The 15,339-nt window shown below is 33.5% G+C and carries 20 protein-coding genes; 6 read left to right on the top strand and 14 right to left on the bottom strand.

The genetic code is table 11. The annotated features are described in order from the left end of the window. The first annotated feature begins 64 nt into the window (after nucleotides 1-64). A complete protein-coding gene (locus tag Q0845_RS12255; protein ID WP_298513440.1) occupies nucleotides 65-1,165 on the top strand; it encodes a DUF4407 domain-containing protein in 1,101 nt (366 codons plus the stop codon). Here Q0845_RS12255 and Q0845_RS12250 read toward each other — a convergent pair whose 3' ends face one another. The 9 genes from Q0845_RS12250 to Q0845_RS12210 all read right to left on the bottom strand — a co-directional run bounded on the left by Q0845_RS12250 (nucleotide 1,166) and on the right by Q0845_RS12210 (nucleotide 7,228). Next, complete coding sequence (locus tag Q0845_RS12250) at nucleotides 1,166-1,390, bottom strand: hypothetical protein (protein ID WP_298513438.1); 225 nt, start codon at nucleotides 1,388-1,390, stop codon at nucleotides 1,166-1,168. Between the two features lie 130 nt (nucleotides 1,391-1,520). After that, nucleotides 1,521-2,240 (bottom strand): LytTR family DNA-binding domain-containing protein, encoded by a 720-nt coding sequence (locus Q0845_RS12245; protein ID WP_298513436.1) that lies wholly within the window; start codon nucleotides 2,238-2,240, stop codon nucleotides 1,521-1,523. A gap of 12 nt (nucleotides 2,241-2,252) precedes the next feature. Continuing rightward, entirely contained in the window at nucleotides 2,253-2,576 is a 324-nt protein-coding gene (locus Q0845_RS12240; protein ID WP_298513434.1) for an Hpt domain-containing protein, read from the bottom strand. A gap of 1 nt (nucleotide 2,577) precedes the next feature. Then, on the bottom strand, nucleotides 2,578-4,641 hold the full coding sequence (locus Q0845_RS12235; RefSeq protein ID WP_298513432.1) for a PAS domain S-box protein: 2,064 nt from the start codon (nucleotides 4,639-4,641) through the stop codon (nucleotides 2,578-2,580). A gap of 137 nt (nucleotides 4,642-4,778) precedes the next feature. Further along, complete coding sequence (locus Q0845_RS12230; protein ID WP_298513430.1) at nucleotides 4,779-5,192, bottom strand: response regulator; 414 nt, start codon at nucleotides 5,190-5,192, stop codon at nucleotides 4,779-4,781. A 279-nt stretch (nucleotides 5,193-5,471) separates the two neighbouring features. Further along, nucleotides 5,472-5,843, bottom strand: a complete 372-nt coding sequence (locus Q0845_RS12225; protein WP_298513428.1) for an MmcQ/YjbR family DNA-binding protein — start codon at nucleotides 5,841-5,843, stop codon at nucleotides 5,472-5,474. 67 nt (nucleotides 5,844-5,910) lie between these two features. Then, entirely contained in the window at nucleotides 5,911-6,048 is a 138-nt protein-coding gene (locus tag Q0845_RS12220; RefSeq protein WP_298513426.1) for a hypothetical protein, read from the bottom strand. 183 nt (nucleotides 6,049-6,231) lie between these two features. After that, a complete protein-coding gene (locus Q0845_RS12215) occupies nucleotides 6,232-6,852 on the bottom strand; it encodes a DUF4230 domain-containing protein (RefSeq protein WP_298513424.1) in 621 nt (206 codons plus the stop codon). A 118-nt stretch (nucleotides 6,853-6,970) separates the two neighbouring features. Next, a complete protein-coding gene (locus tag Q0845_RS12210) occupies nucleotides 6,971-7,228 on the bottom strand; it encodes a hypothetical protein (RefSeq protein WP_298513422.1) in 258 nt (85 codons plus the stop codon). 136 nt (nucleotides 7,229-7,364) lie between these two features. Here Q0845_RS12210 and Q0845_RS12205 point away from each other — a divergent pair, with 136 nt between their 5' ends. Together Q0845_RS12205 and Q0845_RS12200 are read left to right on the top strand one after the other, a co-directional pair. Next, nucleotides 7,365-7,778: a hypothetical protein gene (locus tag Q0845_RS12205; protein WP_298513418.1), complete on the top strand. Its 414-nt coding sequence runs from the start codon at nucleotides 7,365-7,367 to the stop codon at nucleotides 7,776-7,778. Between the two features lie 298 nt (nucleotides 7,779-8,076). After that, entirely contained in the window at nucleotides 8,077-8,418 is a 342-nt protein-coding gene (locus Q0845_RS12200) for a hypothetical protein (RefSeq protein WP_298513415.1), read from the top strand. Here the strand turns inward: Q0845_RS12200 and Q0845_RS12195 are convergent, their stop codons facing one another. Continuing rightward, nucleotides 8,419-9,168: a cyclase family protein gene (locus tag Q0845_RS12195; RefSeq protein ID WP_298513412.1), complete on the bottom strand. Its 750-nt coding sequence runs from the start codon at nucleotides 9,166-9,168 to the stop codon at nucleotides 8,419-8,421. It lies immediately after the preceding gene. Between the two features lie 44 nt (nucleotides 9,169-9,212). Here Q0845_RS12195 and Q0845_RS12190 point away from each other — a divergent pair, with 44 nt between their 5' ends. Further along, a complete protein-coding gene (locus Q0845_RS12190) occupies nucleotides 9,213-9,398 on the top strand; it encodes a hypothetical protein (protein WP_298513409.1) in 186 nt (61 codons plus the stop codon). Here the strand turns inward: Q0845_RS12190 and hemW are convergent. The 4 genes from hemW to ruvC are packed head-to-tail and all read right to left on the bottom strand — an operon-like array spanning nucleotide 9,395 to nucleotide 13,118. Beyond that, a complete protein-coding gene (gene hemW / locus Q0845_RS12185; RefSeq protein WP_298513920.1) occupies nucleotides 9,395-10,519 on the bottom strand; it encodes a radical SAM family heme chaperone HemW in 1,125 nt (374 codons plus the stop codon). The two genes, Q0845_RS12190 and hemW, sit on opposite strands and share 4 nt — an antisense overlap. Before the next feature lie 21 nt (nucleotides 10,520-10,540). After that, on the bottom strand, nucleotides 10,541-10,825 hold the full coding sequence (locus Q0845_RS12180; RefSeq protein WP_298513406.1) for a hypothetical protein: 285 nt from the start codon (nucleotides 10,823-10,825) through the stop codon (nucleotides 10,541-10,543). 18 nt (nucleotides 10,826-10,843) lie between these two features. Further along, nucleotides 10,844-12,541, bottom strand: a complete 1,698-nt coding sequence (locus Q0845_RS12175) for a hypothetical protein (RefSeq protein ID WP_298513403.1) — start codon at nucleotides 12,539-12,541, stop codon at nucleotides 10,844-10,846. Nucleotide 12,542: 1 nt separating this feature from the next. Then, nucleotides 12,543-13,118, bottom strand: coding sequence for a crossover junction endodeoxyribonuclease RuvC (gene ruvC / locus Q0845_RS12170; protein WP_298513400.1), 576 nt, complete (start codon nucleotides 13,116-13,118; stop codon nucleotides 12,543-12,545). Between the two features lie 76 nt (nucleotides 13,119-13,194). Between ruvC and Q0845_RS12165 the strand changes: the two genes are divergently transcribed. Next, a complete protein-coding gene (locus Q0845_RS12165) occupies nucleotides 13,195-14,178 on the top strand; it encodes a lysylphosphatidylglycerol synthase domain-containing protein (protein ID WP_298513397.1) in 984 nt (327 codons plus the stop codon). Continuing rightward, entirely contained in the window at nucleotides 14,175-15,302 is a 1,128-nt protein-coding gene (locus Q0845_RS12160; protein ID WP_298513394.1) for a glycosyltransferase, read from the top strand. The genes Q0845_RS12165 and Q0845_RS12160 overlap by 4 nt, the downstream gene beginning before the upstream one ends. The last annotated feature ends 37 nt before the right edge of the window (nucleotides 15,303-15,339 follow it).

Here is a 15,339-nt window from a genome sequence, read left to right as displayed (position 1 = left end):
CTTTTTTTGTAACATTTCTATAGACTTTGCGTTCTTATAGACATCATCAATCAAAAATCATTTTATGTTACAACAATTTTTTCTCGTCTGTTCGGGCGTTGATCGCGATCTTATACGCGAATGTAGCGCCAGAGAACAAACCAAATATGCAGGTATTGGCGCTACCGTTTTTTTTACAGCGCTCATGGCCTTTATTGCAAGCGCTTATGCTTTGTATACCATTTTTGACAACCTTTTTGCAGCCGTAGGTTTTGGAATTATTTGGGGATTGTTAATCTTCAACTTAGATCGATTTATCGTGTCTACACTCCGAAAAAAAGAGTCCAGGTTTGCTGAATTTCTACAAGCAACACCACGAATCATTTTGGCGATTATTATTGCTGTTGTGATTTCTAAACCTTTGGAATTGAAAATCTTTGAAAAAGAAATCAATCAAGTTTTACTAGAGCAAAAAAATGAATTAACACTTTCAAACAAATCGCAAATTGCACAACAGTATACTCCTGAAATTCAGCAAATCAATCAAGAGATCAGCGATTTAAAAACCGAAGTTGTTGCAAAAGAAAAAGAAGTAAACGACTTGTATGAAACTTATATTTCGGAGGCTGAAGGTAGAAAAGGAACACAATTAATTGGAAAAGGACCTGTATACAAAGAGAAGCGCGATAAACACGATGCTGCCCTACAAGAACTACAACTGCTACGCACTGGAAACACTAAAAAAATAGCCGTTAAAGAAAGTGCTGTTCAAAATTTAATTACACAACAAAAAGCGCAAGAAGCCAATACACAACCTATTATAGATGGTTTTGATGGTTTAATGGCTCGTGTAAACGCACTAAACGAATTGCCTTGGCTGCCTTCATTGTTTATTTTTTTATTATTCTTAGCCATCGAAACAGCTCCAATTTTCGCAAAATTATTTACATCAAAAAGTGAGTATGACTTTAAACTTCAAGATACAGAAGATGCAGTAAAAACGTGGGTAAAACAGAAAGTAGATCAACGAAAAACATTGTTGCAAACCGATATTTCTTTAAACAAGAAAGTATATTCGGATCTTGCCGAAGAGGAAGAAATATATCTTCACAAACGCAAAAAAGCGCGCGAATTAATGCAGCTACAAGCCGATGCCTTTTTTAATTTACAGAAAAAGCAATTTTAATTAATTCGTAATACTTTTAAGATGTTTAATCATGCGTTGTTGCGCTTTTGCTTGCGCAGTTTGTAAACTTGTTGCAAATTCACTCTCGGTGACAGCACGATAGAGGACTTCGCCGTTTTTATAGACGATCCACCAATATTTATGCTCTTGAATAAATTCGGCTTTCAAATGATAGCCATCTTCAGTGATGACTTCTTTGAATTTTTTATTTCCTTTCCATCTCATGAATCTCAGTAGGTTGTTGTTGTTGTTGCTGAGAATGTAAGAAATTTATTTGAATTAATTGAAGAAGACAGTCTAAAATGTTCTAAAGTTAAGACGAATGTATACGAAAGTTTCGACGAATGTTCTAAACTTATAATAAGTTTAAGCGTTGCATCAACTCTTTTCGGTTGGCTCTACTTACAGGGATTACATCTTGTTTTATCAATACACTATTATCCTCAATATCAACTATTTTAGTGGTATTGATGATATACGATCGGTGTACTTTTAAAAATAAATGGTTTGGAAGTTTTTCTTCTATCTTTTTAAGTGTCGAATGTACCACGTAGTTCTTGTCTTCCGCCTTTATTTTAATATAGTCACCTTTGGCTTCAATAACGCAAATATCAGGCACATTAATTTTCACCAAACGACGATCAATATTTACATATAAATCATTTCCAACGGTAGAAGCTTCTTCTAAACTTGTTGGAACTGGTTCTTCTGTTTTGGTAACAACACCGCGTTCTTTGATACGCGCAACTGCTTTTGCAAAACGTTCTGGCGTTATAGGCTTCACTAAATAATCGACTACGCAGTCGTATTCAAAAGCATCTAGTGCAAAGTTTTTATCGGAAGTTGTTAGAATTACAAGTGGCGGATTTTTCAAAGTCTGAATAAAATCGAACCCTGAAAAAGTAGGCATATGAATGTCTAGAAAAATTAAATCGACCGTATTGCCATTTAAATATTTAATAGCATCAATAGCGTTATCAAATTCTTCTGCAATGGTAAGTTCTTCTATTTTCTTACACAATTGTTTGGTTATAGCTCTTGCAGCAGCTTCATCATCTACAATAATACACTTCATAAGTAGGTAGGCTTATATCGTCTTTAAAAATTCTTCCATGTTTTGCAAAATACTGAGAAATGTTTCATATTGTTTGGGATCATCATTTTTCAGTTCTTCTTCAAAGGCAATGGCAAAGTCATAGCTTTTTTCAAGTCCCAAAATACTAATTTTATGTTTAATTTTATGCACATGTTCCGCTGAATTTTGATAGTTTTTCAAGCGAACACTCTCTATAAAGGCTTCTTTTTCCTTAGGAAGCTCCTTTTTTAAGATGGTAATTAAGCTGGCTTCAAATTCGGTATCACCGTCTGCAAGCTCTTTTATATAGGATAAGTTGGGACTATCTAGTTGCATATTATTTTTTTAATTTAAAAAAGAATGTAGTGCCTTTTCCTTCTTCAGATTCTAGTGAAATGGTACCTTTATAAAGCTCTATAATTTTTTTCACAATCGATAAACCTATTCCTGTAGACTTTCCTTTATTGTCAAGTGTCTGAAAGATTTTAAAGATTTTATCGTGATAAGCTTCGGCGATTCCAATACCATTATCAGATACAGAAAATTTCCAATAATTTTTTAGCTCAGTATATTGCACTTCAACGCGGCCTTTTTCTTTATCAATATGGACGATTGCATTGCTGATTAGGTTTTGAAATAATTGTTTGATTCTAGTTTTATCAGCAGCAATTACAGGCAAATCTTCTGGAAAAATGAATTCAATGTGCTCTGGAATGTACAAGATGGTTCTAATTTCCTCCAATATTTCTTTTATGCTTACTTCTTGCACCGTAAGAATATTTTTGTCATTCACACTCGAATAGCGTAAAATTCCATCAATGAGCGCATCCATTTGCTCCAGTTTGTTGTTCAATTTATCAAAAGTATCATTGGCTTCTTCATCCAACACATGTTCGTAATCTTCCTGAAACCAAGAAATTAAAGCATTGATACTTCGCAAAGGCGATTTTAAATCGTGTGAAACTATATGTGCAAAATCACGCAATTCTTTGTTACTGCGCTTTAAGTTTTCGAGTAATTCTTTGTTTTCACTTTCTGCAGCAATTCTTCGTTCTAAATTGACAGCATTTGTCAACTGTATCGAAACTAGATTCGCCACATTTTTTAATAAACGCAAATGTTCTTTTGTGAAGAAATTTTTAGAAGAATGTTCAGAATCAATCACTCCAACTACTTCTCCTTTGATTGTAATTGGCACCGAAATCTCCGAATAGCGACGCATATCATCTACGACATAGCGTTCATCTTTTGATGTGTCATGTACCAATGCTGCTTTTCCGGTTTGCGCAACATTCCCAACAATTCCTTTTCCAAACGGAATGTATAGTTTATCAATGATTTCTTTATTCTCGTCAACTTTGGCTCCGTAACCTGCAATTTGCTCTAATATATTTTCTTCTTTGTTGACTAAATACACCACGCAATCTTCAAACTCCAAATCGCGCGCAGTTACATTGGCAATTTCCCAAGCAATATCATGAATATTTAGTTTTCCAATAAAAGAGCGTGTTAAACTGTTTAATGTATTGAGCATTAAACGTCTTTTGTGTTTTACAGAAACATCTTCTACAAATGCGAGTTGATATTTTATTTTTCCTTCACTATCACGAACTCCAGTTACACTTGTTTTAGATAAAAATGAAGTGCCATCTTTTCGCTTGTATTTTTCTGTGAGACTGTAATGATCAATTTCTTTAGAAACCATTCGGTTGTAGAGACTTCTCGATTCTTCATGAGCATCTTCATAAGAAAGTGCTTCTACAGGTGTTCCTAAAAGTTCTTGTTCACTATATTGTATGAGTTTTTGAAAAGCGTTGTTGGTTTTGATGATTTTTCGATCTTGTGCCAATACAATTCCTAAGGTAGAATTGTCAACAATTGCAGCCAATTGTTCTTGCTGTTCCTCAAAATCTACTGCAGTTTCTTTGGACTCCGTAATATCTCTTACAATTCCTTGTGCTGCTATAATTTCTCCTTCTTCATTATAAATTAAGCTCGCATTAATTTGAACCCACTTTATTTCTCTATTTTTTGTAAAAATCCTTGCTTCGTAATTTGAAAAAGAACCTTCTTCAATAAGTGTTGCAAAGGAATTCATTGCATACTCAAAATCTTTGCTGTAAATTAAATTGACAACATTGATGGCTTCTTCTTTAATATCATACCCAAGTAATTTGACCGCAGCATCATTCATCTTGATCACATTTCCCATGGTATCCATGACAATAAAGGAGTCGAGTATATTTTCGAAGAACACATTGTACTCATGTGTTTTCGAAGACAGTGCTTCACGTATTTCTAGCAATTCGCTAGTACGCCTCAAGAGCAATTCTTCCGCTTTTTCACGGGCTCTTTTTTCGTTCTGCAGGGCTAGTTCTAGGGCTTGAATCTTTTCTTTCATTTAGAACGCAAATCTAGTTTCAAGGGATTTTCGCGTTTGAAGATAGTAAATTCCAAATAATTTTCGGTCAATAAACATAATTAACCGACGAACTGCACTCTTGAAGCTTTGTGTGGAAAGAAAAAATTAGGATGTTTTTAGAATTCTATGACTTCATTTACCATCCAATAATCAACTACTCGTTGTATTTTTTTGATGTAATCTTCGTAACGTAATGGCTTGATAATGTAACCTGCTATTCCTAGTTTGTAGCTTTCTAACATATCTTGGTGATTGTTAGAAGTGGTCACTATAATTGCTGGAATGTAGCGTAAATGCGAATCTTCTTTAAGTTCTTTCAAAAATTCAAGTCCGTTCATCTTAGGCATATTTAAATCCAAAAGAATGACATTAGGGAGCTCTTGTTTCTTTCTCAAGATATCAAGTGCTTCCTCTCCGTTCTTAGCTTCGAGTATTCGATGAGTAAATCCTAGTTTCTTTAAAGATTTTTTAAACTTCAATACTTCGATCTCGTCATCTTCGATGAATAAAAATGAAAGATTCTCTAACATTTGTTTAATTTATAGTTTTCAGCAATTAAAACGTAAATTTCCCCTTTATATGCGAGATAGCTTAGTTCTTTCGATTAAAGGGTTTTATAAGTAGGTTAATGGTCTTTTTTCATAGATTAATGGTTTTCCATTTCCTGCATTTTTCAGTTTCCGTTTATCGATACATCCGCTATTTTCCTATAATGAGCATGCATATCTATTAGTTTGAAACTCTTTTTTGACTTATAAAATACTTTTCCAGTAGCTTTTTGAATCGAACTTCCAACGATCTACATTGTATTATTGGTATTTTGCCAATTCAGCTTTTTGCTTTTTTGTCATTCCTTTCACCACCAAATCATAAGATTCATCGACCAATTCTTTTATAAATGTATTTGGCAATTCTCCATGATACAACTCAACCGTATTCCAATGTTTTTTACTCATGTGAAATCCTGGTGTAATGCTATCGTATTCGCAACGTAACTCTTCTGCTTTTTCTGGGTCACATTTCAGATTTACTGAAGGAATACCTTCCTCCCATTTCTTTAAAGACGTGAGTGCAAACATTTTCCCCAATACTTTAAAGACCAATGTATCTTGATCAAAAGGAAATTCTTCTGTAACTGCTGGTTTTTTAATGCAAAATTCGCGAAGTAACTCAATATTCATAAACTCTATTTGCAAACAAGATATAAAAATCTTGGCAATAGATTATGCTGTAGAAATGATTAAAAGATTATGCGTTGATATCTGTATGATCATGCAAACCTTTTGTGTTGTTTTTTTGCTTAGGCAACGTTTTTTGAATGGGCGCAATATCTAAGCTTACAAGAACATCATTTAAGTAATAAACTACTTTATCAATTAGTGACATCTTACTGTTATTTTAGGTTGGGACAAATATACGGTAAGAATGTGAAAGAAAACGTTAGATTTTCTTTAAATCAATATAAAATTTCGACAAAATACAGGATTCATAGACAAGTAGTCTACAAAAATACTAGAGAAGCATTTTCCCCAATTCAAAAACATGAATTTCAAACATTTATAAAATCATTTACGAATCTGTCATTTCCAGTTGATTTACCTCATCTTCTGGAAGTGTAATTTCTGAATAATCCAATTTCCAACCAATGGTTTCGACAATTTTTTGAATGACTAAAATAGCGTTTAAAGCTTCCTGTTTTGCGGTAATCAACAAACCACTTTCAGGAACTTTATCAATGATGTGCTGCTTTGCTTCTTGGTTAAGTTTCGTCAAATCATCTGCACTAAATTTATTGAACAAACCATCTTTGATGTCGTAATACGTAAAATCGGTTTCGATCGTTAAAATTTCTGGTTGCGGAACATAGACAATTCGTACTGTTTTTTCATTTTTATCTGCTTCTAAACGCAGCTTCTTTAAGTCATATCCAACACATGCTTTGGCTTTAATGACAATAAGTGCGCGTTTTTTACTGGAAATCATCCGTAAAAAATGTTCTGATTTATCTTCGTAATGATAAATCTCACTAAAATCACCTTCTACAGTTGTAAGGTTGCAAACACTTTTTATTTTATCGAGTAATAAATGTGCCTGTTGCGTAATACGCTTTTCTGATTGTCTTTTTCCTATATAATCATACACAAAGTACGATACAATTCCTCCGATCAATACTGCTAAAAATATATCCATATACAAGCGATTTACAAAAACCATTCCTGATTTTATCTCCTTGTAAATGTACTGTATTTTTAACTGATTGTTTTTTTACGAATGTTTTTTAGATGTAAAATATGACAAAAACAACTTACTATATTCCTAATATTCGATTTCTAGTTTCCTCCGTTTCTTTGATATCTTCTTGCGTACGAACAAATAGTTCTATAATAGCATTTTCAATATCTTCATTTTCATTTAAACCATTGAATACATTTCGAATCATAGATGAGCCATAAGGCCTTCCTTTTCTACTCATGATCTTTTTTTCTTTTAATATTTTCAGCACACCATCTGTATAATGATATCCCAATGTTTCTTTGAGTTTTTTACGCTGCTCTTTTCGTATCATTTTTATACTTATCGTTTTTATAATTAGTAAATTGCTATATTTGTGTCGCTTTTATGACACACGTTATAGAACTGACAGTATAATATTACAAACTATTTTCTACATAAAGAAGTTTTGTGCAGAAAAATTTCACCAAATGATGAAAATAATCGACAGAATTATCCTCTTTATTCAGCATAAAAAACTAAGCATGCGCGCGTTTGATAAGTCAATAAACGTAGGAAACGGCTATACTAGCAAGCAATCGAAATCAAAAGCTTCTGTAGGCAGTGATGTCTTGGAGAGAATAATCGATGTGTATCCTGAGTTAAGTCCGTTATGGCTGTTAACAGGAAAAGGCGCTATGATTCTCGATATTGATGAAGATATAACTCTTGATAAAACTAATGAGCCACCACTTAGCTATACTATCTTTGACGAAATTATTGAATCAAAAATTGAGCGCATCGTTGCACGGCAACTAAAAGCTTTTGGTGATAAACTTGAAAATGTTCCAACTATGGAAGAAATCCGTAAGGAAATTCAGAACAATCAAAAGGGTCAGGCATAACTAAAAAACCCACTTCACTTCAATGTAAAATGGCATTGTAAAAAAGTATCTTTTTTATACTTATTGAGAATCAACGGCATACAATTCCTGTCTTTTCCAGAAAAAACGCTATATCTCACACAAAATTATGTATATTTACGAGTTCACTAGTTTGTGCTGATTTACTGTCAGTTTAAGTGACGTTTTTAAATTTTAAAAACTATTTTCTACGAAAAGTTAATTTTTCATAGATAAATTTCTATATAAAATGAAAATAATCGACAGAATCATTGAGTTCATTAAGTATAAAAATATGAGCATGAGAGCCTTCGATATCTCAATAAAAGTAGGCAATGGCTATACAAGTAAGCAATCTAAATCAGGGGCTTCCATAGGAAGCGATGTTTTGGAGAGAATAATCGATACGTATCCAGATCTTAATCCGCTTTGGTTGATTACCGGAAATGGTGATATGACATTGCCTATTAAAAAATCTGGAGAACCTATGCCCGATTACGGAGAAACTATTGATGAAATTTTAGAGAATAAAATTAAAAGAATCGTTCAAGAGCAACTGAAAGAATTTAGCGATAAGCTAGAGTCTTTTCCAACCTTAGATCAAATTAGCAAAGAGATTCAGAAGAATTTACGCGGTGAGTAATTACTTTTCTATTTTGTACAAAATTGGCTTACTCGGTGTCGCATCGTTTTCAAAAGGAGCAATTTGAAGATTTATATAATACGCGCCATCTTCTATAGCATTAGCCACATAAATAAATTCTGTAATTGTAGCATTTTTACGAATGTCTCCCGAAGTATTCCAAAAGGCATTGTGCGCTAATAGTTCGCCATTATCTTTTTCTTTATCCACACTTGGCAAATCGATTAGTAAGTGTTGAATTCCTTTTTCACGCAAATATATAGCTGCGTCTTCTTCTAAATATGGCGGATTTGTATGCGAGTATTGTCGCTGTTTTTTTTCTTCAAAGTTTGGCAATGTACGAATGACAATTGCTTCCCGTTTTTTGTTTCCTATGTTCATTTGCAATTGCTTTTTGGAAATGATGTAATCGTCTCCTTTTTTTTCAGGAACAACCGTAATCAATTCAGCATAAAAGAAAAATTGCTTTAAATTTTCATTGATAGAATGTACTTCTTCTGTAATATGCCCAACACATTCCGTGTGCGTTCCATGTGAATGCGGATTGAAATAAATATTATTAAAATTAACATCACCACCTTCTTTCACGCTTCCAACCCAATCGTCAGCACGTACCGGTTCAATTTTTGGCGCGTCTACATACCACGCGTTTACATTGTCTTTAGCAGCTCGTAACGGAATAGAAATATCAAGCGGTTTTGATAGGTCTATTTGATGTTTGGTTGTTTTACGTTGAATGGTACAAATCATGCCGCAAAAATACGAATTGATTTTTTCTTATCTTGGTAAAGCGTATGAAAAAGCCTTTTTACCATAAAAAATCATTTCTTTTTGCTTTGATATTGTTTCTAATATCATTGGTGTTTTCTATATGGCTTTTACAAGAAAATGGCACTTGGGATTTATTTGCATTTCTATTTGTTGGATTGCCACTTAATATTATTTTAGGAATTATTCTTTTAGTAACAAGTCAAGATTAAACTTTAAAGAAATCTGCAGCAATTCCGTCACAAAGAAATTTTCCTTTTTGCGTAGTTTTGATTGTGTTTTCAATGACTTGAATTGTCTTTTCTTCCAAATGAGCTTTTGCTATTTTTTTTGTGTGATGTACATAATTTTCGCCAAATTCTTTCTGAATATAATCAAGTGAAATTCCCCAAATGGTGCGCAAACCTGTCATTATATATTCGTTGTATTGATCGTCTTTTGAGAGCTTTTCGGTAGTGAGCGGAAGTTTATTTTCTTCTATACTTTTTATGTATTTCGCATTGTTTGAAACATTCCAACTTCTGGTTTCTTTTTGAAACGAATGTGCACTCGGTCCAATACCTACATAACTTGCGCCTTTCCAATATGAAGTGTTGTGCTTGGAAAAATAGTCTTGCTTTCCAAAATTAGAGATTTCATAATGTACAAATCCTTGTTTTTGAGTTTCTTCAACTAATACATTAAAATGCGCTAACGAATCTTCTTCAGAAACGTCTTTATATTTTCCTTGTCGGATGAATTTTTCCAATGCTGTTTTTGGTTCCACCGTAAGTGCATAACTTGAAATATGATTGATTCCGTAACTAAAAACAGTCTCCATATTGGTTTTCCATTCTTCCATGGTCATGTCTGGAATACCGTAAATTAAATCAATCGTAATATTATCAAAATACTGTGCGGCAATTGCTAAACACTTTTTAGCTTCTTCGCTGTTGTGCGCTCGATTCATTAAAATCAAATGTTCTTCAAAAAACGATTGAATTCCGATACTTAATCGGTTTATCGGAGACTTAGAAAGCTCCATGATTTTAGCTTCTGTTAAATCATCTGGATTGGCTTCCAAGGTAATTTCTGGAGCTTCAGAAACCGTGTAGTATTGCTGAACCGTTTGTAAAATTTCATTGATTTCATCTAACGAAAGTACACTAGGCGTTCCGCCACCAAAATAAATAGTTTCTACCATCGTATTTCCCAATTCTGCTTGGCGTAATTGTAATTCTTTCTGCAAAGCATTGATCATGCGATCTTTCTTCGCCAACGATGTAGAGAAGTGAAAATCGCAATAATGACAAGCTTGCTTACAAAATGGGATATGTATATAAATTCCGGCGATGACTTTGGATGAATTTTAAGTTTAAGAACAACTCGTAGCAAGTCGAATCATTGCTACAATAAAAATAATAACGCTGACAACAATATTCAACACAGACATTGGCTTTCCTTCTTCTTCATGCGCTGTTGCTTCAATTAATTCCATTTTTTGTTTTGCCTGTCTTTCTTCTTCTTTGACGTCTTTTTCATAATCAGGACAGTTGTTGATAAATGCTGGTTTTTGATCCGTAAGTCCACATACAATTCCTTGTGAAGAAGAAAATTTTCTATTGGCGCATACTTTACATAATTCTATTTGGTTATTCATATCGGTTATTTTTGTGAATTAATTTTGTGGAATCACATACAAAGATGGATTTATTGTTTTGAGTGAATCTATATTTTTTTGTGAAATGTATTTCGGATTTACCAAAATACGTTCTAAACCTTCCTTATTTGCAATTGAATATGGAATATTTTTAATTGGTGTATTATGTATAACAATACTATAAACACTTTTTAAAGAGTCTAATTCTTTTGGAAATACTTCAATAGGATTTCCATCCAAAGATACACGTCCTAGACTGTCTAACTTCTTGAAAGATTTTGGCAGACCTTTCAATCGGTTTCCTGTTAAAGTTAAATATCGCAATATTTCTAGTCCTCCAAAAGATTGTGGCAATTTTTCAATTTTATTACCATAGAGACTCAAGTTTCTAAGATTGATTAGGTCTCCAAAGTTTTCAGGCAACGTTTTTATACGACAACGATTGGCAGATAACATGACCAATTGTGAGCAATACGCTACCTCAACAGGCAAACTCGTTAGTTTTGTTTGCGAAACATCTAATACTTGCAAGCACTTTAAATTTCCAATGCTTTTTGGCAATGAGCTTAGTTTTCTATTATTTTCCAATCCTAAGAGCTTCAAATTACGCAGTTCTCCAATAGCTTCTGGAAGTTTTTCAAAACGATTTCCATACATGTTCAAAACCAACAATTGATCTAAAAGCTTGATGTTTTCTGGCAATTCTTTGATTCCGCATTCGTTCAACAAGAGCACTTTCAAATTTGGAAGTTGACTTATGTCTTCTATCGTTTTTTCTAAATCTGTAAATTGGTTTAAAGATAGATTTAAGATTTGTAAATTTTTGAACGCTAATAAAGTTTTTGGAAGTTCTTTATAACCGTTATAGGAAAGATTTAAAGTATATACTTCATCTCTATTTTCTAATAACGCTTCCAAATCTTTAGTTCTTTCTTCTAGTGCTATTTTGTTCATCAGTTCAGCACGACGATATTCTTTGAACGGAAACAAATCGAGTTCATGACAATCATTCTTAATCGCTTTTTCCAATTCCGGTATCGTAAGTTTTGGCAAATGAAAGTTTGCAACTTCTTCAAATATGATCTTATCATCGATCAGTGCTTTCATTAAAAGTGAATCCTGCTCAAAACCACGATCTTGTAAAAAGGCAGTATCCCACATAGCGCCTTCTTTGTTACTTCCAAAATGTTTCGAAAAAACCATATAATAATAATTGTTTCTGATTTCCTCGTAAGTACCTGGCATTTTTGTGAGTTGCTCGTAGATTTTTGCAGCTATATCAAATTTTTTGTCTAAAAAAGCAGTATTTGCTTTCCATGATAATAGAAAAGGATTTTTTCCATGCCTTTGAATGACCGTTTCAATATCTTCCATGGCTTTCTCAAATTCAGCGGCATATAAGTAGGCTTGGAATCGATACATAATTGCCACAGAGTTTTCAGGGAAATTTTCAATATATGTATTCAAATCAGCAATAATTTCCTCAAGATCTAACGGCTCAATATTGGTAGCAATTCTAGCTCTTGAAAAATATGCTTCTATGTCTTCATTCGGTTTTCGTTCTAAATACTCATCAATTAAATCTTTGGCAGCTTTCCAGTTTTTTGACTTTGTTGCTTTCTGAAATCGTTCCAAAACTTCTTCGTCACTGAGTCCACAAGAAAATAATAGTATTGACAAAAAGCCAATAGTGAATGTCCTAAAAAGTTGTGTCATTTTATTTTTTCACTCTTTTTTCATTTTGCTTTACAAAACTTGACCAACCAGAATAACTTTTACCAATTTCTACTCTATCCGAATTGTAAAAGTGACACACTGCGGCTGCCAAACCATCGGTAGAATCTAGATTTTTGGGAAGTGTTTTGAGCTGCAATAAGCTTTGTAACATTTTGGCAACTTGTTCTTTACTGGCGTTTCCACTTCCAGTAATTGCCATTTTTATTTTTTTGGGAGAATATTCTGTAATCGGTACTTCACGCGATAAACCTGCTGCCATTGCTACACCTTGTGCGCGACCTAATTTTAGCATGGATTGTACGTTTTTACCAAAGAATGGTGCTTCAATGGCAATTTCGTCTGGATGATACGTATCAATCAATTCAATGGTACGTTCAAAAATTAGTTTCAGTTTTAAATAATGGTCTTTGTATTTTTGAAGCTGTAGTTCATTGAGTTGTAAAAAGTACATTTTCTTTCCCACAACTCTAATCAAGCCAAAACCCATAATAGTGGTTCCTGGATCAATTCCAAGTATGATTCTTTCTGTTTTTGGCGTCTTTTTCTCTTGATTCATCTATTTCAAACGGTATCACTATCACGAAAATAAACTCCATGATAGATTTGTATTCCGAAATGCTTTACTTTGTAAAATGTTCACTTCTGTATCACACAAAACTAAGCAATTCTTTGCGTTAGCTATAAAAGTAGCGATACTTATTGGTGCTGCCTATTTTATTTTTGATAAATTGGCAAATAATACACAGTTGGATTTTGATACTTTTTTCACCCAACTACAGACTTCCAAACTCTTACAACCTGCCATTATTTTAGGACTTTTAGTTGCTAGTTTTTTGAATTGGTTTTTGGAAATTATCAAATGGAAAACACTCGTGAGTTCTATAAAACCCATTTCACTTTGGGAAAGCACTGCACATAGTTTAGGCGGATTGACAGCGTCGTTATTTACACCAAATCGTGTGGGCGAATATGGCGCAAAAGCCTTGTATTTCCCGAAGTTTGAACGAAAACGTGTCGTAGGATTGAATTTTCTCGGAAACCTAGCACAATTGGTAGCCACCTTATTTTTCGGATTGATCGGTTTCACCATTTTCACCATTGAATTTGGTATTGAATTGCCTTGGTATCGAATACTGCGTATTTCTGCTTTTGTATTGGTTTTAGGTGGACTTTTTCTGGTTGGAAGCAAACAGAAACGGTTTCGCATCAAAGGTTTTTCATGGGAACGTGTTCGTGGTTTTATTCGGAATGTTTCTGGGGAAATTCACTGGAAAAACAGCAGCCTTTCTGTGTTGCGTTATGCTATTTTTTCACATCAATTTTATGTATTGTTATTATTTTTCGGATTGAACACATCCTATCTAATTGCCATGAGTACCATTACTGCTATGTATTTAATTACGTCTTTAATTCCGATGTTATTTATTTTTGATGTGGTTGTCAAAGGAAGTGTTGCCGTATGGCTTTTTGGCTATCTCAACATTCCGGAATTGAATATTCTTTCCGTAGTTTCTTTGATGTGGATTCTCAATTTTGTCTTGCCGAGTATTGTGGGAAGTTATTTTGTGTTGAATTTTTCGCCTGTAAGAACCACAGAAAAATCAATTGCTTCATGATGCTGATACTTATTTATTGCATTTGTATAAGCTATGCGTTGCTGATTCTAAGCTTGGTATATGGTTTTTGGAAGTTGCCAATCACAAAACCTATAGAAACAGAAGCAATCACCGAGTTTTCAGTTATTATTCCTTTTCGAGATGAAGCAGAGAATCTTCCCAAATTGTTAGCATCTATTGCGGCATTACGCTATCCAGAATCTAAGGTCTCTTTTTGGTTTGTCAATGATGCTTCCGAAGATACTTCTTGTAAAATCATAGAAAATTTCAGCAAAAAACATCCAACTCGCAACATACACATTTTACAAAATACGCGCGTTTCCAATTCGCCCAAAAAAGATGCCATCACTGCAGCTATTTCAACAATTCAAAGCGATTGGATCATAACTACTGACGCCGATTGCATCCTACCAACAAATTGGTTACAGCTTTTCAATCAGAAAATTGTGCTAGCACAACCAAAAATGATTGCTGCACCAGTAACGTATACAAAAGAAACTACATTTTTCAGCATATTTCAATTACTCGATTTTTTAAGCTTACAGGGAACAACAATGGGAAGTTTTGGTTTACAAATTCCTTTTATGTGCAATGGCGCCAATTTAGCATACGAGAAAGAAGCTTTTTTAAAAGTGCGTGGATTTTCAGGAAATGACACCATTGCTAGTGGCGATGATGTATTTTTATTGGAAAAATTCATTCAAAAATGGCCAACACAAGTCCTGTATCTCAAATCGAAAGATGCTTTGGTACAAACGTTTGCAGTGCGCACTTGGTCAACATTTGTTTCACAACGCATCCGCTGGGCTTCTAAAAGCGCAAATTATAACTTGTTCACAGGAAAATTGATCGGAATTATAGTAGTGTTGATGAACCTGCTTTTTTGTACACTTCCTGTATTTTTACTAACAGCTATCTCATGGAAATTTTTAGCTATTATTTTCATTTCAAAGATCAGTATTGATAGTCTTTTATTGCTTCAAACATTACATTTTACCCAACAAAAAGTACAGCCATTCTATATTTTTATAAGCGGAATTTTATATCCGTATCTCACTGTTTATATTTTTATACGATCACTATTCTCTACATACACATGGAAAAACAGAACATTTAGAAAATGATAAAATTGTATTAATTTTTTCAAATACCATGTTTGTA

Source organism: uncultured Kordia sp., assembly GCF_947489565.1.
In the GTDB taxonomy this organism is placed as follows: domain Bacteria; phylum Bacteroidota; class Bacteroidia; order Flavobacteriales; family Flavobacteriaceae; genus Kordia.
This window is presented reverse-complemented; position numbering and strand designations above follow the sequence as displayed.

Coding starts and splice junctions, on each gene's coding strand:
- Q0845_RS12255 (WP_298513440.1), top strand. CDS start 65: ATGTTACAACAATTTTTTCTCGTCTGTTCGGGCGTTGATCGCGATCTT.
- Q0845_RS12250 (WP_298513438.1), bottom strand. CDS start 1,390: ATGAGATGGAAAGGAAATAAAAAATTCAAAGAAGTCATCACTGAAGAT.
- Q0845_RS12245 (WP_298513436.1), bottom strand. CDS start 2,240: ATGAAGTGTATTATTGTAGATGATGAAGCTGCTGCAAGAGCTATAACC.
- Q0845_RS12240 (WP_298513434.1), bottom strand. CDS start 2,576: ATGCAACTAGATAGTCCCAACTTATCCTATATAAAAGAGCTTGCAGAC.
- Q0845_RS12235 (WP_298513432.1), bottom strand. CDS start 4,641: ATGAAAGAAAAGATTCAAGCCCTAGAACTAGCCCTGCAGAACGAAAAA.
- Q0845_RS12230 (WP_298513430.1), bottom strand. CDS start 5,192: ATGTTAGAGAATCTTTCATTTTTATTCATCGAAGATGACGAGATCGAA.
- Q0845_RS12225 (WP_298513428.1), bottom strand. CDS start 5,843: ATGAATATTGAGTTACTTCGCGAATTTTGCATTAAAAAACCAGCAGTT.
- Q0845_RS12220 (WP_298513426.1), bottom strand. CDS start 6,048: ATGTCACTAATTGATAAAGTAGTTTATTACTTAAATGATGTTCTTGTA.
- Q0845_RS12215 (WP_298513424.1), bottom strand. CDS start 6,852: ATGGATATATTTTTAGCAGTATTGATCGGAGGAATTGTATCGTACTTT.
- Q0845_RS12210 (WP_298513422.1), bottom strand. CDS start 7,228: ATGATACGAAAAGAGCAGCGTAAAAAACTCAAAGAAACATTGGGATAT.
- Q0845_RS12205 (WP_298513418.1), top strand. CDS start 7,365: ATGATGAAAATAATCGACAGAATTATCCTCTTTATTCAGCATAAAAAA.
- Q0845_RS12200 (WP_298513415.1), top strand. CDS start 8,077: ATGAGAGCCTTCGATATCTCAATAAAAGTAGGCAATGGCTATACAAGT.
- Q0845_RS12195 (WP_298513412.1), bottom strand. CDS start 9,168: ATGATTTGTACCATTCAACGTAAAACAACCAAACATCAAATAGACCTA.
- Q0845_RS12190 (WP_298513409.1), top strand. CDS start 9,213: ATGAAAAAGCCTTTTTACCATAAAAAATCATTTCTTTTTGCTTTGATA.
- Q0845_RS12180 (WP_298513406.1), bottom strand. CDS start 10,825: ATGAATAACCAAATAGAATTATGTAAAGTATGCGCCAATAGAAAATTT.
- Q0845_RS12175 (WP_298513403.1), bottom strand. CDS start 12,541: ATGACACAACTTTTTAGGACATTCACTATTGGCTTTTTGTCAATACTA.
- ruvC (WP_298513400.1), bottom strand. CDS start 13,118: ATGAATCAAGAGAAAAAGACGCCAAAAACAGAAAGAATCATACTTGGA.
- Q0845_RS12165 (WP_298513397.1), top strand. CDS start 13,195: ATGTTCACTTCTGTATCACACAAAACTAAGCAATTCTTTGCGTTAGCT.
- Q0845_RS12160 (WP_298513394.1), top strand. CDS start 14,175: ATGATGCTGATACTTATTTATTGCATTTGTATAAGCTATGCGTTGCTG.